This window comes from Vibrio sp. 661 (assembly GCF_033339315.1).
Lineage (GTDB): Bacteria > Pseudomonadota > Gammaproteobacteria > Enterobacterales > Vibrionaceae > Vibrio > Vibrio alginolyticus.
In genome coordinates this window covers 187,221-210,042 of the sequence record NZ_JAWOUJ010000001.1, presented here as the reverse complement: position 1 = coordinate 210,042, position 22,822 = coordinate 187,221, and the positions used below count along the sequence as shown (strand labels likewise).

Genomic DNA, 22,822 nt, shown 5'->3' with positions numbered 1-22,822 from the left:
ATGTGCCTCTGACTCCCAAACGGCTCATTTAGTGTTGTCAGTATTAATGAACCCATGTATATTTGTGAGCCATTACACTATATGAACCAAACAAAAAAGGCTCATAATCCTTATGACCACGTATCTTTACACTCGTTATTCGCCAAAAAATCGAGCTTACCAAGAGCACCTTAATACTCTAAAAGCTTTTGCACCCGAAGCTCAGCATTTTGAGGATAAGGTTCGTGGTTGCATGCCTCCAACCGAGAGAGAGGCATTCTTACGACTGCTCGATTCCGTCAGAGCTGGGGATACGATTGTGCTCTGGTGGCTGACCGCATTTGGTCGCGACTTTAGTCAAGCATTGAACACGATAAAAATGCTACTCGATAAAGGGGTAACATTGAAAACCGTATGTGAATCACTAACTTTTGAGCCAGGTTCTGTTCAAACTCAAACACTACTCACAGTGTTATCTGGATATGGGAAAGTGCAGACTGAACATCGCCTGTTTGCCGCAGAGCAAGGGCGACAGGCCATTAAAGAGCAGCCAGAATTATGGAAACAGAAGTTTCGCGGCCGCCCCGCAAACAAAACCAAACACCAACAGATCGCAACGTTACTGCTAGAAGGCTACACATTGCAAAACGTAGCAGAGCAATGCGAAGTCAGTCTATCGACTGTGAAGCGGGTCAAAGCAAAGCTAAATGAAGTGGATGACGAAGGCGGCTTAAGATCACGACGCCAAAAAGGTTGTTTGAATGGAGACCAGTCATGAGTCGCCCAATCAACTTTCATACTATACTACTCGCCTGTCTTATTATTAGCGTTGGCCAGTTGAGCATGGGGCTAGTCATGCCCTCTTTGCCATGGATAGCAAAAGACTTTTCCATCTCCCTCGACCAAGCTCAACTACTTGTGAGTATTTATTTGCTCGGCTTTGGCCCCTCTCAATTTATCTACGGGCCAGTGTCAGATGCTTTAGGACGAAAAAGAGTATTACTTACCGGTTTACTCATCGCGATGTCTGGTCTGCTGATGATTATTTTCTTCAGTGACACATTTACAGGGATGGTGATGGGGCGCTTTTTACAAGGGTTAGGTACAGGATGCTGCGCGGTACTCGCGAGGGCGTCGACTCGAGATAGATTTAGCGGGGATGAACTCCCAGTGGCAATGTCTTACATCGCCATGGCGGCTTCAATCACGCCACTTATTGCACCTGTGATTGGCGGCTTTATCAACTTCCACTTCGGTTGGAGTATGGTGTTTATTTCTCTGTTGGGCTATGTCTCGCTGGCCTGGGTAATCATCGCCTTTAAGTTCACAGAAACCATCGCAAAACGTTCTGTCATTCCGTCACCCCGAAAAATGTTACTCCAATACAAGAGCTTACTTACGTCTCGTTACTTTATGAGTTTCGCCAGTATCAGTTGGTTAAACTTCAGCTTAATGATTACGACAGTCTCTGTGATGCCATTTATCATGCAAGATCAAATTGGCATGACCTCCGCTCAATACGCGATGTGGGCGCTCATTCCCGCTTTGGGTATGTTATGTGGTACCACGATTTGTAACCGAGTAAGGCCAATTATTGGCAATAAAAAAATGCTGCTTTGCACCCCATTTCTTCACCTTACTGCCGCAATATGGCTATTTTTCTGTCCCGTTGAGCCTCTATTTCTGATGCTAGGACAGCTATTAATGATCTTGGGTAATGGTATTGCCCTACCTTGTGCACAAGCGATGGTAATGCAACCTTATAAAAAGCAAGCAGGTGCCGCAGCGGCAATGTCTGGTGGTGGACAAATGGTCGTCTCCTCATTGGTCAGCTTAACTCTGGTGCAGCTTGGATTGAGTCAAGCATGGCATCTAGCGATCGTTATCGTAATATTTGCATCGCTTACCTTCACCAACATTCAACGTGGCTTCAGTGCAGAGCAACCTTCAGAACGATAACAAAAAACATACTATTGTCCTTATAGTTACGACAAATCGTATAAACTTAAATTTAGGAAAAGTTGGCGGATACTAACATGATGTTGCATTTAAGAATGGGCGCCTTAACACTCGCCACATTGATATCCGCTGGCACTGATGCGAGCGCCAACGAGAACTGGCAGTTCGAGAGTGACAAGAATGGAATCACAATTTACTCCCGAGAACATAGTGACGGTTTAGTTGAGATCCGTGCCCGGATGTTCACACCCACCAGCTATGGTGCATTTTTAACGCTACTGGAAGACAGTGACAATATCCCGAACTGGATTGACAATGCCAGTCATAGCCGGGTTTTAAATCAGATATCGGCCACCGAGAACATCGTTTACACCCAGTTTAAAGCACCATGGCCTGCCAAAAATCGGGATATGGTCACCTACTCAAAGTACTGGGTCGATGAGCTGGGATTCACGATAGAAATCAAAAGCGCACCTGACTCATATCTTGCTGAACAAAATGGTTATGTTCGAATTCGCTCGGTTGATGCGACTTGGGAGTTACAAAAACTCACAAACGATACAACACTCGTGGAATACAAGGCGTTTGCTGAACCCGGAGGTCTATTGCCAAACTGGCTGATCAACAAACTCTCAAAAGAAAGTGCATGGGCGACATTTAGTAATTTAAGAAAAGAGTTACCTGAATATCAGCAATACTCTCATCCTCAAATAGATGAGTAAGCGTCGCTCTTCCCACTCGCTTTTTAATACGGTACATAATAACAAAAGGCGGCATATGCCGCCTTTTTCTACTCAATGTGTTACTGTTGTGCAACCGTTACAGGTTTAGTTGCACCACGGTAATCAAACTCAAAACCAATACCTTGGTCTGTCACGTCCATCGTCATACCACCAACAAGCTCGCCTTGTAAGCTTTTGACAACATCATCCGGAACCGGCTCCCCAGTGATTGACGACGCACTCTCTAGCACTTCCAAAATACGCTCTGAATCAAAATCAAAGCTGAACAAGCCATTTGGAGAAAGTGATTGCGCCATCACTTCTTTGCTTGCTTCCGCAGCACTATCACCACTGTAAAGGGTGAAATGGTTTTCGTTTAGACGAGCAAACACGTCCACCTTCATGCCAGTATGCATCTCTAATAGCTCACTGACATTAACAGGTTGGTTATCCGGTTGAATTTGCAATTGAGCAAGTTCAGGAACGAACATTTGCGCAGTTTGAATAAGCATCATTGGATCATTGGCAGAAAGAGACAACATACCATCTAGCTGGCTAAATACTTCACCATGCTGAGCATTAGTATCTACTTTGATATCAAACATTTGCAGGCTTAACCCTTTAAGGCCGTTAACCATGCCTGACCCCATGCTTACAGCGGCTGCTGGATTCTGGCCGCCCATCTCTTGCTGCATTTGTGTCAATAAAGAGCATTGGTATTGAGGCTGAGTCAAGTCAGCCCAGATCTGACCAATCGATGGCGCTAGCGTATTGATGTCTAAACCAAGCGCCATACTAAAGAAACTCTTATCACTTTTAGACTCTGCCAATACACCACGAATCGACTTGAGCGCATCTAGAATCACTTTATTGTTGGACTCAACAACAAAAGAACCTTTAATGAACGCCTGATCGCCTTTCATCTTGTATTCTGCAAACGCGACGGACTGAGGCCAGTTTTCTGCAACTTGAGTAAGCTCAGTATGGCAGGCTGGTGAACGCATTTCCTCAATAGTTGGTTCAGGATCTATTGCATCCAACGTGCTGATTTGACGAGCAAACATATTGCCATCTTTCGTCGTCAAACCTTTAATCACTTCGCGATGATCAAAGTAACCAAAAGAGTTGTTGTTTTCACCGTATTTGGCTTGCAACGCCTCAAGACGTCCACTCTCAGCAATATTTTGACTTGGTGCTTCAAGCCCTAATGCCATTTTAATCGGGTTTTGAACGCCCAGTTGCGGAACATCAACCGTTAACGTAAGCACGTTATCAACCACGGCTACAACCAAGCCAATACCGTCCTGCGGGTCAATTGAATCAGTCATCTCGTAACGACGATACTCGACTTCACCAAGCTTAACCAACTCATGCTTAGCGCCGCTCATCTGCTCTTCATGATCCAGTGTTTTCCATAACGCGGCAGGGTCTTCAATATCCACTTTGTACACCGGTACCATACCAATTGTGTACAACACAGGATTAATGTTTTCCCCGGTGCCCAAATAAGCTTTTAATGTTTCTGGCGACGCAGCACTCTCTAGGTATCCATCGAATAAATTAACTGCAAACTGCTGTTGTGGAGACAGTGGTTCATCGGCAAAAAGTTCTGCAATCGAGCCTTGGTTCGCCGTACCGAATGCGTTCATGTATTTATAATGGTTAAAAGGTTCAGTCTGATACGTCACCATAAGTGAATCTGCAGGAACTTGCGTTAACAGTGAGCCTGCATCACTCGCGGTAGTATTGTTTTGGTACAGGTAGCCAGCGCCCCCTGCTGCTGCGACCACTGCTGTAGCCAATAGTAGTTTTTTCACGACCAACTCCGTTGTCATAGTTATGTGTTCCTAAACGAAATGTAACGCTTAGGTTTAAAGCCAATGAATAGTGCTTTATATCAACCGCTATCATAAACAAGTTATCGATGTAATGAATGTCGGTTTGATAAATTATCCAACATTTATAAGGCAAACCGTGAAGTAAGTTGAATTGCGTGCGGATGCTATTGGCAATATTCACAATCCAATTTCTCGGATAACCGCCTTAAAAATCATAATATTCAGTTAAATGAAGCGATTTGGAGTAATTACGACCAAAATCAGCAGAATATTAAATCTTTATTGAGTCTTTTATCTAATATCTGAAAACGCCTCACGACCTGACACTTCTTTCCAATTTGCCTCTGGCAGTCCCTACTCGTTTTCCTTACATTCCTACTAACTCAGTGACGAGACGTATACCAAATACGAGCAATAGAAGACGATGAAAGACCAGTTGACGATCTCTATATCAACTATCAATGGCTCAAGACATTGGTACTTCAGTAAAAGGATGCAACGCAACATAAAAACGTTTTTCGTTTTTTTTGTTGTTGCTCTGGCCGCGACCGTAATCTTAATTCATCACTTGTACACTCGCGTTGATAATGCAGCGTTAAAACAAGCTGAATTGACAGAGCATTCACGCACCATGGGTGAAGAGCTCAGCACACTGAAAACACTTAAATCAGAGCTAGAAAATGACCTTTCAGAACGGGAAGAACGGGTACAACTTGTTTCGGAACGTTTGGGTGAATTAGAGAAAGTGCTTGGGGTTGGAGAACATACCTCGACAAATAACTTGGATGCTAGGCTCGATGCAGCGGCGATAACCTCAAACGTTCGCATGGTGTTATTAAACCAAATACCAAGTGGCTCTCCAGTCGGCAACGTACGGCTATCTTCCGGATTCGGTAAGCGTATCCATCCGGTGACAAAAGTTGCCAAAATGCATCGTGGGCTCGATTTTGCCGTAAATATCGGTACCAAAATTTATGCCCCTGCCGATGGGGTAGTGGAAGTTACCCGCCGCAGTAATAAAGGCTCTGGTAACTTCCTCAGGCTACAACATTCTTTCGGTTTTTCGAGTTCTTATTCGCACTTGAAAGCGTTCAAAGTAAAAAGTGGTCAGTTCGTCAAAAAAGGGCAGCTGATTGCAATTTCCGGCAACAGTGGGCTCTCTTCTGGCCCTCACCTGCATTACGAGGTGCGATTTGTTGGGCGAGCACTGAATCCGAAACCATTTGTCGATTGGAGCCTTAATGATTTCGAAGACATTTTTACTAAGGAGCGAAGAATACGATGGGAATCTTTAATCAAAACAGTGGAACAACGAGTAGCTCAGCAGCTTCAACTCTCATCGCCAAAGGCTGTTCTCTTAGCGGAGAACTCAAAGTAGAAAACGATGTCCAGATTGATGGCATCGTCGATGGTCAAATTAACGTGGAAGGCACTCTCGTTGTCGCAGAAAGCGGGCGAGTAAACGGTGAAATCTACGCTAAACAGCTGATCATTAACGGCATGATGGACGGAAACTGTCACGCAGAACACATTCAAGTGCTTGCCAAGGGACGCGTAAGCGGTAGGATCTGGAGCAATAACCTCAGCATTGAACCTGGTGGCAAATTCTTTGGTGAAGCAGCCGAATTACCTGAAAAGGAAGTGGTAACGTTAAAGGGTAAGGCTCAAGACAGTGCGAACACAAAAGAAAACAACACCAACAATGAAAAGCGACTTGCGCGTAAATCAGCATAAAACGCTCTGATTAAAGTGCTTAAAAAAGACGGCTTTCACGCCGTCTTTTTTATTACTATTGCCACGATTTTCGTCAGAAACTACGTGATTATTCGGCCGGATTTAAAACCATCACCGAGCGTTTTGCTTGTGGACCAAAAGCTGATTTTGCATGCGCTTTCACTTCATCTAACGTCACACTCTTAGCCACTTTCTCAACGTCAAGCAACACATCGACGCCGTAATCATGCACCAAATAACGAGTATATGCCCATGATCTCTGTGCTGGGTTGTCATCCAATCCTTGCATCGCGACTGCCAGTTGTTTCGCGGCCGTATCCACTTCTTTTTGGGTAATATTTGACGCTAAACCATCAAACACTTTGCCCAGTTTACTCTCTAAAAGTGCCACGTCTTCGGGCTCAACTTGAGACTCCAAGAGCCAATCAGAGATGGGTTCGCGATCTTGTGTCATGGTGTAAATGCTCGGGCTGTAATCAAGGCTAGACTCTTCTCGCACAATATCCAAAACACGTGCATTACTAATACGTTGCAAAATATCTTCGATAACCGTGTCTCTTGCCGTACGTTGGTAATCGCTCGTATTAGTCAAACGCATTACATACAACGATGAAGGTTCATGCCCATCCGCAACCACAGTTCGCTCCGGCACTTCCGGGTTAAACGCAACGTGATAATCAATCGAACGACTCGGTTTCATTTCGATAGAGGCCACATACTTACGCAAAAGTGGTGTAATTTCTTCCGGCTCTACGTTTGCAACAATAACCATCTTAAAACCATCATTGGTTTTGAAAAGTTGCTCATGCACCGCTAGTACCTGCTCGGAAGTCACTTGTTCAACATCATCACTGGACACTATACGATGACGACTCCCCGGCAAATAAGAATTGCCGTTTGCTTTTTGAATCAGTTTTCCCATCGGTGATTCAAAAAAAGCGCCGCTCTGCTGTTTAAACTCTTGCTTCGCTGCTGCCATCTGGCGCTCGTCGACTTTAATCTCCGTCGCTAGGTTGTATAGTCCATTCAAAGCATCAGTTAGGTGCGTATTTGGCGCCGTAATTTGAGCTCCGTGACTGGTCGCATCAAGCATCGCGCCAAGCGCAATGTTGTTTTTGCGTAAGTAGCTATCTAGCTCTGAACCAGAAAATGCCCCTAACCCACTGCGTATTGCCGTTGTTGCTGCGATTTCATAAGCGGCATACAACGTCGGATCAACAGCGGCTTTACCACCTTGGCTCGCATAGTAAATATACGCTCGACCACCCGCTTTAGTATCTTTTTGGAACCACACTTCGATACCGTTTGATAACGTATAGACTTGAAAACCACCCGCTTCCTGACGCATGCTCGTGATGCTGCCTTCCTGGGTAGGCTTTAAGAATCCATCCACTTTGTCATACATCTCTAGCGGTTTTTCGCCAGTTTGAAGATAGGCACTGTTTAGAGCGGCAAATACACCGTTGAACTGCTCTGACGTTTCGCTTTTCCCCAAACCAATAAAAAAGCTTGGCTGCTGAGATAATAAAGCCGTCAATTGTGTGTTAATGCTCTCTAAATTCTCGTTGTTGATGAATTCTGCCAAACTCTGGGCGTAATTCTCTTTTGATTGGCTGACACTGTCTTGTCCAATTTGAAAAACACGTGCTTCTGCGTAACTGTTTGGCTTGCGCTGACTCCAATCTGAATCAATATTTGCAAGTTCACCTTGCCAATTTGACATAACGCTATCTAACTCGGATTGAGTCGCACCATGATCTCTTAACGACGCCAAGGTACGAATGAAAGTCTGGTGCATTTGTTCGCGGCGATCTGGTGCAAACGAAATACCTGCCGACATCATACGCTGATAGTTAGAGTAATAGGGCTCTGCATAAGCGTATTGAAAAGGTTCAGCGGCATCACTGAGTACACGGATCAAACGCTGTTGAATGAGTTGTGTTGCGACTTCATCGCGCCACACTTCATGTTGTTGCTCAATCGTCGCGCTGCCACTTAGACCACGCTCAATCACTAAATGAAGACTTGGTGATTCCATCGTGTTACTTGGCAAGATTCTGTTTTCGTTGTTCACTCGAATATCACGGCGCTTCTCTATTACCGTATCCGAGGTACTTTCCCAGTTCGAGAACTTGCTTTTGATAATCTTGGACAGTGAATCTACGTCGATATTACCAGTCACAATCAACTCGGCATTTTGTGGCTGGTACCATTTGTCGTAAAACGCCTTTAACTTACTTGAGGAAGCATTTTGAATCGCTTCGCGAGTACCAATTGGGTCATGCTCACCATACATAGTGCCTTCAATCGAGGCTTGGTAAGCATGCATAGAAAAGGACTTATCATCCGGATTGGCACGTCGCCATTCCCCGAGAATCACCCCTTTTTCTTTCTCTACTTGCTCAGGAGCAAACTCAAGTCCGTTACCGATATCTCTCATCCACTTCAGGGCATCTTCTAGCTTCGTATTATTCGCAAGGTCAAGTTGGTAAGACGTTTGCTGATAACTGGTAAAAGCGTTGATATCAGCGCCAAAGCTACCACCAGATTGCTCAAAAAGTTTGACAACGTCGTTACCGGTAAAATGCTCACTACCATTAAACGCCATATGCTCAACAAAGTGAGCGTAACCCTTTTGAGAAGATGTTTCTTGGAATGAGCCGATATTCATCACCAAACGGACCGAGACTTCTTGGTCTTCTGTTGGATAGAGATGGTATTTCATACCGTTCGATAACTGGTCCACGTGCCAGTTGGCGTCAGGTTGAATCGGCGTCGACTGTTGTATCAGAGCACACCCTGACACTAATAACGCGGGGACTAACAATATACTGCGCATAACGATTGCCCATAACAATGATTAAGCTAATCAATATATATCCGGTGCTATAACCTTCACATTTTTAATGGATTATCAGACACGCAAATGTGATAAAGATCACCATTTATTGAAATCAATTCTCATTTACAAAAATCGACAAATCCTTACTTTACAAATACATAAATAATATCGTTCCAAATCCTTTTGCTTATTTGGTGTAAAACTCAAATTCGCGACATGGAGTCAGCATTTATTTTGAGCAATAAAATATAATTATTGAACAGATTCGAATCTGACTTTCTGCTGCATATTCAACAGCGCAGAGAGCACTGATGAGAATAAAAACACAACAACTATTATTCAAAGATCTATTATTCGCTTTATGTTCAAAAATCTATCATTAAAAAACAAACTGGCAATCTCTGCCAGTGCCGCCATCATTCTAGGGGGAGTGCTGGTAGAGGGGCTGTCTTTTCGAGATTCATTAAATAGGCTCGATGTCGAAGTCGCACAGCGACTAGAAAGCACTAGCGCATCTTACAATCAATACGTAAAGGACTGGCTACTCTCTAAAGAGCGCGCACTAACTTCACTCTCTTCTGATTCAGAGAAACGTTCTCTGGTTACGCATTTGAAACAAGTCCGAGACTCTGGCGCGTTCGATAACGTTTTCCTCGCTTACCCGGACGGGTCACAAGACAACGCTAATGGGGTGGTTTTGCCACCAGGTAATAACGATCCTCGTAAGTGGGGCTGGTACACCAATGCAATCGCCAACCCATCGAAAGTCTTTATGGATAACCCGACCGTCGCAGCTGCCACGGGGGCTAACGTCGTGTCGCTCGGTAAAGCCCTGCAATTGCATGGTCAAACCGTCGTTCTGGGTGCTGACGTAGAGATCGGTGATATCCTGAACAGTCTCAACCAAGTGATCCTACCGGGTGAAGGTTATATGTTTATTGCCAATGAACAGGGCAATATTTTCACTCATAACAACGGTAAACTGCTGAATCAACCGGTTAGCAAGCTGGGCCTCAACAACAACGACATTACGTCTGCCGCACGTTCAGGTACAGAGCGTCGCGTCTCTATTAACGGCACCGAATATGTGATTTACGCGCGCCACATAGAGGGTACCAAACTCACAACGGTCACAGTGTTAGATCAAAACTCGTTGGTTGCCCCACTTTACGATGCAGTTTGGGATCAAATCATCGCAACCACTATCGTCGTCGTTATCTGTGTGGCTTTGTTTAACCTGCTATGTAACATCTTGTTCCGTTCGCTCTACAATGTTTCGAATGCGCTTGCGCAAATCGCCAACGGTAGCGGCGATCTGACTCAACGCATCAAAGTAGAAAACCGTGACGAAGTTGGTGAGCTGGCTGAAAACTTCAACCAGTTCGTTGAAAGTTTGCAGCAACTTATTGGTCACATTCGTCACCAAGCGGAAGAACTGAGCCAACAATCGGAGCTGAGCACGAATCGCGCGAATCAATCGGTTTCTGATCTGAACCATCAGCAACAAGAAATCACTATGGTGGCGACCGCTGTGACCGAAATGGCATCGGCAACGCAAGAGATTGCAGCACATGCAGAGCAGACGGCTAAAGCCGCTCAAGACTCTTCAGCGAGCACACAAAATGGTCATGAATTGGTGATCAACTCCAAGTCGTCCATCAACAATTTGTCTTCTGAAGTCAACCAAGCGAGTGTTGTCATCGGCGAGCTCAACCAGCACGCGCAAGACATCTCAACCGTACTATCAACGATTCGAGACATCGCAGAACAAACCAACTTACTGGCTCTGAATGCGGCGATTGAAGCGGCGCGTGCAGGTGAACAAGGTCGCGGTTTTGCCGTTGTTGCAGACGAGGTTCGCGTACTATCACAACGCACACACACCTCAACCGAAGAGATTCGCTCGACGATCGAGACTTTGCAGCAAACCACACAACGCGCTGTGACCATCATGGATACAAGCTCTCAACTTGCCCAAGGTTCGGTGGAAGATGCCGATCGCGCAGCACTGGCTCTGGATGAAATCAACGCGGCCGTTGCGTTGATCAGCGATATGGCAACGCAAATTGCAACCGCAGCCGAAGAGCAAACGCACGTAACCAATGAAATCACGCAAAACGTCACGTCAATTAAAGATGTGACCGATCACTTGGTGGTTGGTGCCGAAGAATCGATGAATCAATCTGCTGAGCTGAAATCACAAGCCGAGGATCTCAACTCGAAAGTAGCGACGTTTAAACTGGCTTAAACGCCACGTTAGGAACGCACTTAAAAACAACAAACCCCGCTAGCAAATGTATAACTAGCGGGGTTTATTTTTATGGCTCGACGCTTTTATTGCAGATAGCTTTCGAAAGACGTAAGACCTACACCGCCACACACATCGGCGTGCCTGAGATTGGGTCGTTAAATACTCTCGCTTGTAAATCAAACACCGATGCCAACATACCTTCTGTCAGTACCTCTTGCGGTGTTCCCTGCGTGACTAACTGACCTTTTTCCAACACCACCAAATGATCGCAATAACGGCACGCTTGGTTTAGATCGTGCAGTACTACCACCACAGTTTTGCCTTTGTCGTTCATCTGCCTCATGAGTTTCATCAGCTCAACTTGGTGAGAAAGATCCAAGTAAGTGGTTGGCTCATCAAGCATCACTACGTCGGTATCTTGCGCCATTACCATCGCAATCCACGCTCTTTGCCTTTGACCGCCAGACAGCGATTCAACTGGCTTGTCAGCAAACTCGATCACGCCAGTATCTTGCATTGCTTGCTCGACTAAGGTCTTGTCTTGTTGACTTAACCGGCCCCAATGAGAGAGATAAGGCGAGCGGCCATATTCGACCAGTTTTCTGACGGTAATACCTTCAGGACTGACAAGAATCTGCGGCAGCAAAGACAACGAACGCGCCAAGCGTTTATCACCGTAGCTGCTTAGTGGTTTGTCGTCATACAACACTTGGCCAGAAGCGGGTTTATTGATGCGTACCAAGGTTTTTAATAGTGTCGATTTACCGCAACCATTTGGACCAACTAGTGCGGTAATTTTACCTTGAGGAATCGACAAAGAGAGATCTGGAATGATGGTCTGTTTGCCGTACGCGACGGATAAGTTCTGCGTTCGTAACATGCTTACCAACCTCTATAACGATACAAAAGAAAAATGAAATATGGTGCGCCAATAACAGATGTCAGCACTCCCGCTGGTAGCTCAATTGGTGGCTGTAAGCCTCTCGCTAAACCATCGGCGCAAATCACCAACAAAGCGCCAAGGGTTGCAGCGGCTGGAATCAACAACTTGTGGTTGTGGCCAAACAGCAAACGCGCAAGATGCGGCGCAAGCAGGCCAACAAAGCTGATCGTGCCTGCCACAGACACGCTGATGCTCGCCAATAGCACGGCAGCAATCAACGCAAGAATTTGGATCTGTCTTGGTTTCGTGCCAAGTGTAGTAGCGCTTTCTTCTCCCAGTCCCATCACATCTAGCCGCCAAGCCAGCCAAAACGCCAATGGTAGTAGCAGCAATAAAGCACTCCAAATAAACGGCACTTGTTGCCAGTTTCGTCCCCACAAACTGCCGGTTAGCCAGACCATCGCTGTGTTGATTTCAATAGGGTGCACAATCAGAAGAAAGTCGATACCGCTGGCTAAAAATGCGCTGACAGCAACACCAATCAGCGCCAAGCGCGCAGGTGTTGGTTTCGACCAGTAAGCCAGCACAGCAATAAAGCCAGCAGCAAGCAAGCCTCCCGCCATGGCGACCATCGGCAACATTGCCACTGGCGCATTCGGATACAGCACCAACCAAGCGGTAGCCGCCAGTCCTGCTCCGGCGCTTATCCCCATTAAATCTGGTGAGGCAAGTGGATTACGGATGACGCCTTGCACTAAAACGCCTGACAGCCCCAACCCAGCGCCCACGCCAATGGCGAGCAACATTCTCGGTAATCGATATTGGTGAATCACAAAGTCCGAGTCAGAGAAAGAAAACAGTAATGCAAAAACCTGTTGAACCGACATGTTCGCCGCGCCAACAAACAGCGTGAGAGAAGACGCAATCAGCAACAATCCAACTAATGCAAACAGTTTGGTTTGATTCATCATGATGATTTCCTCATTGCAATCGCGATAAAGCAAGGTGTGCCCAACAGCGCGGTAATCACACCCACTGGCGTTTCAGCCGGAAAGGCAATCGATCGTGATAAAGCATCTGACCACGTCACCAATGCCGCGCCACACAAAGCGGAAACCGGAATGAGAATGTGATAGTTGTGACCAACAATCGGGCGAACCAAGTGCGGCACTAACAACCCGACAAAGCCAATTGGCCCAGCAATCGCCACGCTAGTACCCGCCAACAGCACAACCGCTAAACCACTGATTAATCGCGTAAGACGAATGTTACCACCCAACCCGACAGCAACTTCGTCCCCCAACGCGAGTAAATTTAAGTTTCGCGCTAAGCCCATGGCGAGCACCAAACCTAAAGTCGCAAAAGGCCACAGTTGCTGCCACTGCTCAGAATCTACCGCAGAGAGTGAACCCGTTAACCAATGCAACACGCTGTAAGCCATGTCATCCGCCAAAATTACCGACGCACGAGTTAACCCTATCAGCAGTGCACTGATGGCAATGCCCGCTAGCACTAAACGCAATGGGTGAGAACGCGCGGAGAAAAAACCGCCCAACAACATGACCGCACCACCACTTAGTAGCGCGCCGAGTACTGCGTTGATGATTGGGTTCAATTGACTAAAGAATGGTACGCCGATGGACGCTAAGGCCATAAAACAAGCCGCACCAGCATTAATGCCGAGAATGGATGGCGACGCCAAAGGGTTACGAGTTAATCCTTGCATCAGCACTCCGGATACCGCAAGCGAAGCGCCAATTAATAACCCAGCATAGGCACGAGGCGCACGCAGCGTCGCGAGGATTTGATGCAGCATATTGCCCTCATCAAACGCAAACCAATAGCTTGTCAGATCATTAACGCTCAAAGAAAAGTTGGACCAGCCAATCATTGAGACTGCATAGCCTGAGAGCGTACACAACGCCATAGCACAGACAAACAAGCTCGCTTTCCAATGCGATTTGCTAACCGAAGACGCGCTTTCCGAGCTTATCGCCGCACTCATGAGCGCTCCAATAACGCTTCAAGATTGCGGGCAATTTCTTCCGCAGCCAACATGCCGCGATTTAACGACCACAGCTCAGGAGAGACCTCAACAAGTTGCTGTTTTTTCGCAGCGGTTAGCAGCTTAAATAATGGGTTTTTGCGCCACTCATCCACAATATTTGGTTGAGAGTAAAGTCCAACTAACAACCAATCAGGGTTGGTTTTTAGTAAAAGTTCGAAACTGGTTGGGATATACGCTTTTTGCTCAGATGGAGCCAGCGGGCTTTGGATGCCCAGCGTACTCAAAACGCCCCCAGCGTAAGAAACCGGGCTATGCAGCCACATCCCTTTGTCAGAAACCACACCAAACTGAATGGTTTCTTGTGTCGCAAAATGCTGTTTGAACTCCGCCATTGTCTGTTTGTGCTGCTCAATGCGTTGTGTCATTTTCGCTTGTTTGCCAATTGCCACGCCGATTTTCTGTGCAGATTCGAGGTTTTCTTGATATGTCTCACCACGACTTTTTAATAGCAAAGTTGGCGCAATTCGCTGCAAATCTTGATAAATAGCGCGATGACGTTCGGCATCGGCAATGATCATATCAGGCTTGAGCACCGCAATAGCCTCTAAACTCGGTTGTGAACGCATGCCGACCGATCGCCAAGGACCAACCTTGGCACGAACAGCAGGAATGACTCGTGTGGCATCGTTGTCATCGGCGACGCCTACAGGTGAGACATCGACTGCCGCTAATGCATCGACAAACGAAAATTCTAAAACCACAATACGTTGAGGTATCGCTTCTAGCTCAAAAGTGCCTTGCTCATCTTGCACGCTGCGCGCCTGAGAAAATGCGCTAAATGACATCAAAGCTGAGCTCAACAGCATCAGCAAAACGGTTGAAAAGTGTTTGATCGTAAATTGTTTTTTATTTTTCATCTTGCTTTTTTCCAGTGCTAAGAGTTTTCCATTACCTAAGATCGGCAAAGTCGCCAAGGTAAATTGGCGACTTTTCTTTTCAAACTCGGTGAACGAAACGCTTAAAACTGATAGTTCAGATCCAGTGTGTAAGAGCGTCCCGGAGCTGGGTACCGACCAACTGGGCTTGTATCAATCCCGCGGAAGTAATACTCCTCGTCAAACAAGTTGTTCACCGCAACATTCATGCGTAACTTGCCTTTGTCGTCTTTGTATAAATCCGTCCCCAAATTGAAATTCCACACCATGTAAGATGGTACTTTACCCGTTGCGCCTGTTGCATCTTCGGCACTGGTGTTGGCGTTATCGGTATACGAGTCACTGAAGTAGAAGCCCGATAGCGTGGTGTCCATGCCGTAAAATGCGTAGGTTGCATCCCAACCAAGCTGATGCTTAGAGGTGTAAGGCAGTTGATTACCTTTATTCGCGCCTTCTTCTTCAAGCGTAGCGTCTAGATAGTTGTAGCTTGCGCCTAAACTCAGTGCAGGTAGTGCTTCAGGCACGTAACGAGCAGAAAGCTCTATGCCTTGGTGAAGTGTTTTTCCGATGTTATCGAAGGTCTGCGTTGAGCTTTGCCATTGCAATTGATCCTCAAAGTCGATGCGATAAAGTGCAGCGTTAAAGCTGGTCGCATCTTGGGTGTAACGCGCGCCGACTTCGTAGTTCCAAGCCAGTTCGCTACCTTCTTCACCCAAACCTCGGATGTAGGCAATTTGTGGCGCACGAAGTGATTTTTGTGCGTTCGCATACGTCACCCACTGGTCAGTTAAGTTGTATGCCACCGTCAAACCTGGCAACCATTCCGTCACGGTGTTGTCTGCCGTTTGTTTTTTACCACGATCGGTAAACGTCATTCGAACCGACTCAACACGCAACCCAGGCGTTACCTTCAATGTATCATTGAACAAACCAATTTCGTTGCTAACGTATCCAGCAAACGCGTCCGTATCTAGATGCCAATCACGCGGAACGCTGGTTGCACCACCGGCGATTGGAGTCTGAGTGAGTTTGTAGTCAATGTCTTCATTAACATAACGGGTACCCACGATCCAGTTTTGAGTAACGGATTTACCTTCGCCAAAGTACATCGCCATTTTTGGCTCTATACCATACACGGTAAATTCACGTGGAGAGGTACGAACGTCCGTCGCTGGCAGAGCCGGATCCGCCCAATGGCCACCCGCGCTGTTAAAGCCCCACTTGAAAAGACGCTCTGACTTATGGCCAAACGTTAGCACTTCTAGCTCGGCACTGTCGGCAAATGGCAAATCGTGGATGTACTTAACACTCCAGCGTGTCGACTTACCTTCATAATTATCGTAAGGACGTTTCGATTGGTGACGATCTTGTTCGTAGTCTTGTGGCGAAAGTGCGCCCGGCATTTGCGTTTCAGCATCGTAACGTTGCAGGAATGCTTGAATCTCTTGAGTGTCACTCAATAGCCACTGTGCTTTAGCTTGAAAGTTCTTCACGTCCGTATCGGAATGTTCACGGAAGCTCTCACCTTTTAGGAAGTTACCTTCCAACTGTAGTGCAAATGTGTCGCTTAACCAGCCGCCCGTGCGCAGGTAAAAATCATTCAGCGGCGCATCACCGCCATCAAACACGGTAAGGCGGTTACTGATTTCAGTTTGCCACGTGTGTGGAATCGGTTTGGTCACTAAGTTGATCACACCACCGACGTTGTTTGGGCCGTACTGTACTGCGGCACCACCGCGTACAATGTCAATACGATCAAGCATCGACAGTGTTGCTGGGAAGATAGACTGACCAGTGTGACCATATGGCGCAAGTGTTAGCGGTACACCATCCATCAAGAACTGAGCATGACCACTACGGCTTGCTTTCAAGCCACGTACGGAAATGTTAGGCAATACGCCCGTTCCGCTTTCATCCTGAACTTTAATACCCGGCACGCGCTGTAGCGCGTTATCAATCGAGCCTGCGGCGGTTTTCTCGATTTGATCGCGGGTAATGACGGTACGAGCACCTGGGTACTCTTTGACGTCTTCAATTTCAGAGTTACCAATCACACTACCAGTGACAACGACAGTTTCCATCGCGGTAGTTTGTTCTTTTTTAGCAGGAGCGGCAACCGCGCTCATGGATGTGGCTGAAGCGATTGCAATCGCAAGCACACTGTAAGTGGTAGACAAACCAGCACGTACACGCACTTTACCATCCAAATTCTGGTAAGACATTAAGATCTCCTTTGCGAGAAATTGAGCCTCGGGCAGAATACATCCCGTAGGCTCTCGGGGCTAAACATCCTCAATATGAGGCAAAAATCGGCTAACAGGCGCTAACTACGCACAAAAAGCCTAGAACTGATATCCGTAGCTGAGCATGAACTCGGCTGGTGCGCCGTAGCCAATCTGGTTTAAGCCAGACGTGCCGTTTGTTGCGCCAAGAATGTATTTCTCATCCAAAATGTTGTAAGCGTTCGCTTGGATTTTGTGACGACCAGTGGTGTACGCCGCCATCAAATCCACCGTTGTGTAATCGCCAAGTGCGACGGCTTCGTCGTTACCTGCGTAACGGTCGCCCACGTACTTCACACCACCGCCTAAACGCCAGTTGTCATCCAATTGGTAAGTGCTCCAAAGAGAGAACAAGTGGTCTGATACATCGTTAGGCTTTTTGCCTGTGGCTTTGTCTTCCGCATCTAAGTAGCTGTAACCAACAGAGATGTCCCACTGTTTGGTGATTTGGCCGCGAGCCTCTAATTCAATGCCTTGGTGACGCACTTCAATTTTATCGATCACATCGCCGTCCAAGTTAGTTTGTGGTTGCTCTTGATCAATCTGGAACAGTGCCGCATTCAACATTAATGCGTTATCCAAAAGGTACGCTTTCGCACCCACCTCTTTTAAGTCGGTGTGGAAGAATTCCGCCAATTTTGGATTGATGTAGATACCAGCGTACGGTAACTGCCAAGAGCGCGCTAAACTGGCGTATACGGATGTGTCGGAATTGATGCGGTATACCAAACCAGCACGGTAGCTGACTTTGTCATCATCCAATTTTTCCTTATCTGAGCCCGCTTTTTGTTGTTCTAGCTCCATCGAGTCGTAACGCACGTTACCGATCAAAGAAAGGTCACCCCACGTATAGACGTCTTGCACATACAAACCTGTCGTGGTGGTGGTATTGTCACGAAATGGCTTAAAGCCCGGATCAGGCGTTGGACCAACGACTGGGTCGTAGATGTTTTGCGGAGGAAGCGTTTTGTCACTTGCCAACGTTAGGTCGATATCGATCTGGTTGAAATCTGCACCCACCATCAATTGATTGTCCCTGGTTTCCCAAACCAACTCAGATTGTAAAGTGGTCGTAGTACGTGGATCGTAACCAAAGTTGTTGACGGTTTGAGACACTTCATTACCCGTCACTTTGCCCTGACGCGTGCCTTTTTGCTCAAGTTCGATATGGTTGAATGCCGCTCGGTTGTTCCATACCCATTGATCATTCAGACGCCATTCGTAATCCACCGCAATACGGAGACTGTCTGACTCCTGATAGTCGTTTGTGCCGCCAAAGTAAGTGCTTACTGGCAAATCAACTGGCTTGCCATTTTTTGATGGCACACCACGATACGGCACTAGTTCTTGATGGGCGTATTCCACGTCAATATCAATGGTGTGACCTTCCGCTGGTAACACACGAATGGTCGGTGCAATGAAGAAATCGTTTGAATCAACATGATCAACGTACGAGTCGGCTTGACGGTATTCCAAGTTAATACGCCCGTTGACCTTATCTGTAAACGCCATTGAGCTGTCGACCTGACCAACATACTGGTTGTTGCTGCCAACACTACCGTTTACGTGAGTAAAATTCTCACCGTTAGCGCGTTTCGTCACCAAGTTGATGATGCCTCCAGCCGAACCGCGGCCATACAAAGCACCCGCAGGGCCTTTCACAATTTCAACGCGTTCAACGTTCGCTAAGCTGCGGTAAGACTGCAACGTACCGTCATCTCGCAAGCCATCACGGTACATATCGTTGAGTGAATCAAAACCACGGATCATGAACTGGTCGCGGCTGCCTTCGCCCAAGGTGTTATTGACCCCGGCTACCCCATCTAGCGCATCCACTAAACGCACCGCGCCTCGGTCTTGCATTTCTGTTTTCGTTACTACGGATACCGCTTGTGGCACATCAAGCCATTCCACATCGGTTTTGGTGCCTGATTGAGGCATGTGTTCAGCATAACCTTCGTACTGATGACCGAAGACTTGAATCGTTTCAGTTGCTGATGGGGTTGAGTTCGTCTCTTCTGAAGCCACTGCGCTTGGTGCTACTAGTGAAGAACCAATCGCGACCGCCAAGGGGGTCAGGGTCAATAATTTATTCATTCCATAATTCCGTTTAGTTGTTATAAAGCCAACGGATGGAAATAAGAACAAATATTATTTCTATTTGCAATATTAATTTTATGCTCTATATTTATTTACCCTAAAAACACAACTAACAACAAAAAAAAACAAATATCATAACAATAAATACTAAAACTTCTGCCCTCCGTCTCGCGAGAGGCACATTGGAAGACGACCGTGAGCGACTTTATCAACGTTAGAAGAAAATGTTAGAAAATTAGGAAAGCTCATGAAATCTACGATGATTATCGTAAGTCATGTCGTTAACGATGCAGTCACTCACGGCTTCGTGCCTGCAGCTAAAGCGATGGACCTTCACGTCGTTCTTATCACAGACCATAAGCTCAGCCATTTAGAGTTGGCGAGTCGTGATAGTCACTTTAATCCGGATACCATTCTAGAATGTGATGTCTTCAACCCATTAGCACTCATCGAAACCATCACGGAGCATGAACTAAAGCCAGACGCTGTTTTCAGCAATAGTGATCACTTACAAACTTCCACCGCCATCTGCGCGCAATTTTTTGGTCTACCAGCCAAAGATTGGTCTGTCACGTTAAAGGCCAAAAACAAACACTTAACTCGACAAGTGTTAAATGAAAAATCCTTACCCAACACACAAAGCTGTTTGCTGCATCGCCATTCGAATGTGGCATTAGGCATGGCCTTCCCTGTCGTAGCAAAACCCAAAGAAGGCGTGGCAAGTATAGATGTACAGCGCTGTGACTCCCAAAGCGAGCTCGATGCATACTGCGATACGTTTTGGCAAAAGCACCCAAACGCCACCATTCTGGTGGAGCAGTTTCTTCAAGGACCGTTGGTTACGCTCGAAACTTTAGGAGATGGTAACCAACTTATCGCCGTGGGCGGTTTTGATGTGTCGCTCTCTGAGCCGCCTTACTTCATCGAAACCGCCGCAGACTGGAACGGACCAAACGGCATTGCTCACCGAGAAGCTTGCTTGGCTCAACTGAAAGCGTTCGGCGTTGGTTTTGGAGTTTGCCACAGCGAATTTATCATTACGGAAAATGGCCCGGTTCTGGTGGAAATTAACTACCGCAGTATTGGAGATGGCCGCGAATTCTTGCTCAACAATCTCGCTGACTTCGGCTGGTTTAGCACGATTTTGGGTCTGCATCTGGGTCGAAGATTGGACGGCGATTACCAAATTCATGGGTCAGCGCACGTGCACTACGTAGTTGCGGGACACAGTGGTGTGATTGACGGAGGTTCGACGTCGTTCATCCAACACGATGACGATATCATCACCCAGCAACAGGTACTAAAAACCGCTGGAGAACACTTCCAACAGAGTTATTCCAATAAGGATTATCTCGCCCGAATTTCGATTGTCTCACCATCAGGGCGAAACCTCGACCAAGCGCTGCAGAACGCGCTTAGCAATTTCGATCTCGCTCCGACTCGTGAGGTGGCAGCATGAATGACAACGCTTTGTATCTAACGCAACGATTGATCGACACTTGCTTGCGCGAAGACATGTTTGGCATTTTGTCGAAGGCCAAGTTCAGTAGAGACACGCCAAAAGGGGTAATTGTTCCTCAAGACGAGCAAGTCTGGCTGATATTTGCCAACTCTGATTTCACGTTGTATTTACCTGTTGCGCCAACGTATTACATGCAGCACTGGCGCTACGGTCACGCCAATGACGAAACACCACCAGGTTGGTGGGTGGAGAAAAATGGCCAAGTCGAGCATCAACAGCATTACAAAGAGTGGATTGCGCTACTAACGACACTGGCGCACGAGAGCTCTCACGAGTTGCTGGCGGGATACCTTCAAGAACTGGAATGTGCAGAGAAACACAAAGCGCTGTGTGACCAAGCGTTTCATCATCACGCAGACCACATTTCTCAACCAATATCCGAGCTTGGTTCTTGGCATCAAAAACTGCTGCTAGCCGACCAGATCGCTTCTTACCTTGACCACCCGTACTATCCAACTGCGCGGGCGAAGTTTGGTCTGAGCGATGAAGACCTTGCTAAGTACGCGCCCGAGTTCGCACAAAGCTTTGCTCTGCATTGGATTGCGATTGAAAAATCACTGGTGACATTAACCAGCGAACAACCTGATTGCTGGCCAACAATAGAGCAAGTGGGGCTTCCTGCTGACTTTGCACTGAGCCACGTACTGTTCCCTGCGCATCCGCTCACCCTTCGCTCTTTAGAAGCCTTACCCGAAGGCATGATAGAAGCGCCGTTTACGTACCTAGACGTGACGCCAACACTTTCCGTTCGTACTGTGGTAGTCAACGACGCGCCGCACATTCACATCAAAGTTCCGCTGATCATGCGATCGCTAGGCACGAAAAACATTCGCTTAATCAAGCCTTCAACACTGTATGACGGCCACTGGTTTGAACGTCTACTCAGCCACCTTGAACAAACGGACGCCGACTTAAACACTCGCTTGTTCCATTGCAACGAAAAACACGGTGGACACGTCGGTGAGTATAAAACCTTCGCGTACATCGTACGTGAGTACCCACTTACCCATTGCGAAGACAAAGCGTTAGTTCCGGTTGCCGCACTGGCAAGCCCAATGCCTGACGGTCGCTTGTTTTTAGAACATTTGGCGGAGCAGTACTATCAACAAGATACGCTGGCGTGGTTCAAAGATTACGTCGACCTATTATGCCAAGTACACCTCACCTTGTGGCTTCGTTATGGCATCGCATTGGAGTCCAACCAGCAAAACGCCATCGTTGCATTTGATCAACAGGGCAAAATGACGCTCGCCATGAAAGACAACGACGCAGCGCGAATTTGGCCAGAGCGCTTCCACTTTGCAACAGAGCATGCAGCCCAAAAACAGGGCGCAGGAACAATTCCAGTGGATTGTGATGAACTGCTCGACCAACGCATCAAAGTCGACAATGAATTGGCGCTCGGTCAGATGTTTACCACCATCACATTACAACTGGATATTGCAGCGATTGTAGAAGCCATGGCAGCGAAGGGCATTGCCTCTTCAGCATCGCTTTACGCCATCGTGGCCAAAAGCATTGCTGAGCAACTCAACCGATTAGAAGGCGAAGGGTTAGAGACAAAACTGGCACGCGAGTTACTGCAAGAAGCACCTGATTTGTACGCCAAGTACTTGTTGAGCTCTGGCAGTTTGCTCTCGAAAGAAGCCTCCGGCGCGAGCGACATCAATAAGTTCTATGGTTTGTCGGCTCCGAACTTCTTGCTGCTTTCTAGCGAAGAAGCGCAACGCGCCTACTTAGAAGCCCTCAAAAAAAGCGTACGTTAAA

At 47.0% G+C, this 22,822-nt stretch carries 16 protein-coding genes; 8 read left to right on the top strand and 8 right to left on the bottom strand.

What is annotated here, in order from left to right; translation table 11 throughout:
- Positions 1–112 precede the first annotated feature (112 nt).
- The 3 genes from R7P69_RS00965 to R7P69_RS00955 all read left to right on the top strand — a co-directional run bounded on the left by R7P69_RS00965 (position 113) and on the right by R7P69_RS00955 (position 2,660).
- Positions 113–757 carry a recombinase family protein gene (locus R7P69_RS00965; protein ID WP_005374729.1) on the top strand — a complete coding sequence of 215 codons (645 nt, stop codon included), beginning with the start codon at positions 113–115 and terminating at the stop codon, positions 755–757.
- Entirely contained in the window at positions 754–1,938 is a 1,185-nt protein-coding gene (locus R7P69_RS00960; RefSeq protein WP_005374727.1) for a multidrug effflux MFS transporter, read from the top strand. The genes R7P69_RS00965 and R7P69_RS00960 overlap by 4 nt, the downstream gene beginning before the upstream one ends.
- A gap of 77 nt (positions 1,939–2,015) precedes the next feature.
- Positions 2,016–2,660, top strand: a complete 645-nt coding sequence (locus R7P69_RS00955) for an START domain-containing protein (RefSeq protein WP_005374725.1) — start codon at positions 2,016–2,018, stop codon at positions 2,658–2,660.
- An 80-nt stretch (positions 2,661–2,740) separates the two neighbouring features.
- On the opposite strand, the gene R7P69_RS00950 is transcribed toward R7P69_RS00955, so the two are convergent.
- Positions 2,741–4,495, bottom strand: a complete 1,755-nt coding sequence (locus R7P69_RS00950; RefSeq protein WP_005374723.1) for a hypothetical protein — start codon at positions 4,493–4,495, stop codon at positions 2,741–2,743.
- 427 nt (positions 4,496–4,922) lie between these two features.
- Between R7P69_RS00950 and R7P69_RS00945 the strand changes: the two genes are divergently transcribed.
- Both R7P69_RS00945 and R7P69_RS00940 read left to right on the top strand, forming a co-directional pair.
- On the top strand, positions 4,923–5,876 hold the full coding sequence (locus R7P69_RS00945) for a M23 family metallopeptidase (protein ID WP_005374721.1): 954 nt from the start codon (positions 4,923–4,925) through the stop codon (positions 5,874–5,876).
- Positions 5,780–6,232 (top strand): bactofilin family protein, encoded by a 453-nt coding sequence (locus tag R7P69_RS00940; RefSeq protein ID WP_080659230.1) that lies wholly within the window; start codon positions 5,780–5,782, stop codon positions 6,230–6,232. The genes R7P69_RS00945 and R7P69_RS00940 overlap by 97 nt, the downstream gene beginning before the upstream one ends.
- Positions 6,233–6,320: 88 nt before the next feature.
- Here R7P69_RS00940 and R7P69_RS00935 read toward each other — a convergent pair whose 3' ends face one another.
- Positions 6,321–9,071, bottom strand: a complete 2,751-nt coding sequence (locus tag R7P69_RS00935) for a M16 family metallopeptidase (protein WP_258618762.1) — start codon at positions 9,069–9,071, stop codon at positions 6,321–6,323.
- A gap of 364 nt (positions 9,072–9,435) precedes the next feature.
- On the opposite strand from R7P69_RS00935, the gene R7P69_RS00930 reads away from it, so the two are divergent.
- On the top strand, positions 9,436–11,322 hold the full coding sequence (locus R7P69_RS00930) for a methyl-accepting chemotaxis protein (RefSeq protein ID WP_238952398.1): 1,887 nt from the start codon (positions 9,436–9,438) through the stop codon (positions 11,320–11,322).
- A gap of 118 nt (positions 11,323–11,440) precedes the next feature.
- Here the strand turns inward: R7P69_RS00930 and fecE are convergent, their stop codons facing one another.
- From fecE to R7P69_RS00900, 6 genes are all read right to left on the bottom strand, one after another.
- Entirely contained in the window at positions 11,441–12,205 is a 765-nt protein-coding gene (fecE, locus tag R7P69_RS00925) for a Fe(3+) dicitrate ABC transporter ATP-binding protein FecE (protein WP_054575393.1), read from the bottom strand.
- A gap of 2 nt (positions 12,206–12,207) precedes the next feature.
- Positions 12,208–13,179: a FecCD family ABC transporter permease gene (locus tag R7P69_RS00920; RefSeq protein ID WP_193447541.1), complete on the bottom strand. Its 972-nt coding sequence runs from the start codon at positions 13,177–13,179 to the stop codon at positions 12,208–12,210.
- The gene (locus R7P69_RS00915; protein WP_373921169.1) at positions 13,176–14,135 is read right to left on the bottom strand and encodes a FecCD family ABC transporter permease; all 960 of its coding nucleotides are present in this window, start codon (positions 14,133–14,135) and stop codon (positions 13,176–13,178) included. The genes R7P69_RS00920 and R7P69_RS00915 overlap by 4 nt, the downstream gene beginning before the upstream one ends.
- Positions 14,136–14,209: 74 nt before the next feature.
- Complete coding sequence (locus R7P69_RS00910) at positions 14,210–15,133, bottom strand: Fe(3+) dicitrate ABC transporter substrate-binding protein FecB (RefSeq protein ID WP_238952396.1); 924 nt, start codon at positions 15,131–15,133, stop codon at positions 14,210–14,212.
- Positions 15,134–15,234: 101 nt separating this feature from the next.
- On the bottom strand, positions 15,235–17,373 hold the full coding sequence (gene pvuA / locus R7P69_RS00905; RefSeq protein ID WP_238952392.1) for a TonB-dependent siderophore vibrioferrin receptor PvuA: 2,139 nt from the start codon (positions 17,371–17,373) through the stop codon (positions 15,235–15,237).
- A gap of 120 nt (positions 17,374–17,493) precedes the next feature.
- On the bottom strand, positions 17,494–19,530 hold the full coding sequence (locus R7P69_RS00900) for a TonB-dependent receptor (protein WP_238952391.1): 2,037 nt from the start codon (positions 19,528–19,530) through the stop codon (positions 17,494–17,496).
- Positions 19,531–19,780: 250 nt separating this feature from the next.
- On the opposite strand from R7P69_RS00900, the gene R7P69_RS00895 reads away from it, so the two are divergent.
- Positions 19,781–20,992 carry an acetyl-CoA carboxylase biotin carboxylase subunit family protein gene (locus R7P69_RS00895; RefSeq protein ID WP_238952390.1) on the top strand — a complete coding sequence of 404 codons (1,212 nt, stop codon included), beginning with the start codon at positions 19,781–19,783 and terminating at the stop codon, positions 20,990–20,992.
- The gene (locus R7P69_RS00890) at positions 20,989–22,821 is read left to right on the top strand and encodes an IucA/IucC family protein (protein ID WP_238952389.1); all 1,833 of its coding nucleotides are present in this window, start codon (positions 20,989–20,991) and stop codon (positions 22,819–22,821) included. Before R7P69_RS00895 ends, R7P69_RS00890 begins: the two co-directional genes overlap by 4 nt.
- Position 22,822: the final 1 nt, after the last annotated feature.

What these genes read in the sequence shown, in the direction of transcription:
- fecE (WP_054575393.1), bottom strand. Translation starts at nt 12,205, where the DNA reads ATGTTACGAACGCAGAACTTATCCGTCGCGTACGGCAAACAGACCATC.
- R7P69_RS00950 (WP_005374723.1), bottom strand. Translation starts at nt 4,495, where the DNA reads ATGACAACGGAGTTGGTCGTGAAAAAACTACTATTGGCTACAGCAGTG.
- pvuA (WP_238952392.1), bottom strand. Translation starts at nt 17,373, where the DNA reads ATGTCTTACCAGAATTTGGATGGTAAAGTGCGTGTACGTGCTGGTTTG.
- R7P69_RS00895 (WP_238952390.1), top strand. Translation starts at nt 19,781, where the DNA reads ATGAAATCTACGATGATTATCGTAAGTCATGTCGTTAACGATGCAGTC.
- R7P69_RS00910 (WP_238952396.1), bottom strand. Translation starts at nt 15,133, where the DNA reads ATGAAAAATAAAAAACAATTTACGATCAAACACTTTTCAACCGTTTTG.
- R7P69_RS00945 (WP_005374721.1), top strand. Translation starts at nt 4,923, where the DNA reads ATGAAAGACCAGTTGACGATCTCTATATCAACTATCAATGGCTCAAGA.
- R7P69_RS00965 (WP_005374729.1), top strand. Translation starts at nt 113, where the DNA reads ATGACCACGTATCTTTACACTCGTTATTCGCCAAAAAATCGAGCTTAC.
- R7P69_RS00915 (WP_373921169.1), bottom strand. Translation starts at nt 14,135, where the DNA reads ATGGCGTTGTGTACGCTCTCAGGCTATGCAGTCTCAATGATTGGCTGG.
- R7P69_RS00960 (WP_005374727.1), top strand. Translation starts at nt 754, where the DNA reads ATGAGTCGCCCAATCAACTTTCATACTATACTACTCGCCTGTCTTATT.
- R7P69_RS00920 (WP_193447541.1), bottom strand. Translation starts at nt 13,179, where the DNA reads ATGATGAATCAAACCAAACTGTTTGCATTAGTTGGATTGTTGCTGATT.
- R7P69_RS00955 (WP_005374725.1), top strand. Translation starts at nt 2,016, where the DNA reads ATGATGTTGCATTTAAGAATGGGCGCCTTAACACTCGCCACATTGATA.
- R7P69_RS00890 (WP_238952389.1), top strand. Translation starts at nt 20,989, where the DNA reads ATGAATGACAACGCTTTGTATCTAACGCAACGATTGATCGACACTTGC.
- R7P69_RS00940 (WP_080659230.1), top strand. Translation starts at nt 5,780, where the DNA reads ATGGGAATCTTTAATCAAAACAGTGGAACAACGAGTAGCTCAGCAGCT.
- R7P69_RS00935 (WP_258618762.1), bottom strand. Translation starts at nt 9,071, where the DNA reads ATGCGCAGTATATTGTTAGTCCCCGCGTTATTAGTGTCAGGGTGTGCT.
- R7P69_RS00930 (WP_238952398.1), top strand. Translation starts at nt 9,436, where the DNA reads ATGTTCAAAAATCTATCATTAAAAAACAAACTGGCAATCTCTGCCAGT.
- R7P69_RS00900 (WP_238952391.1), bottom strand. Translation starts at nt 19,530, where the DNA reads ATGAATAAATTATTGACCCTGACCCCCTTGGCGGTCGCGATTGGTTCT.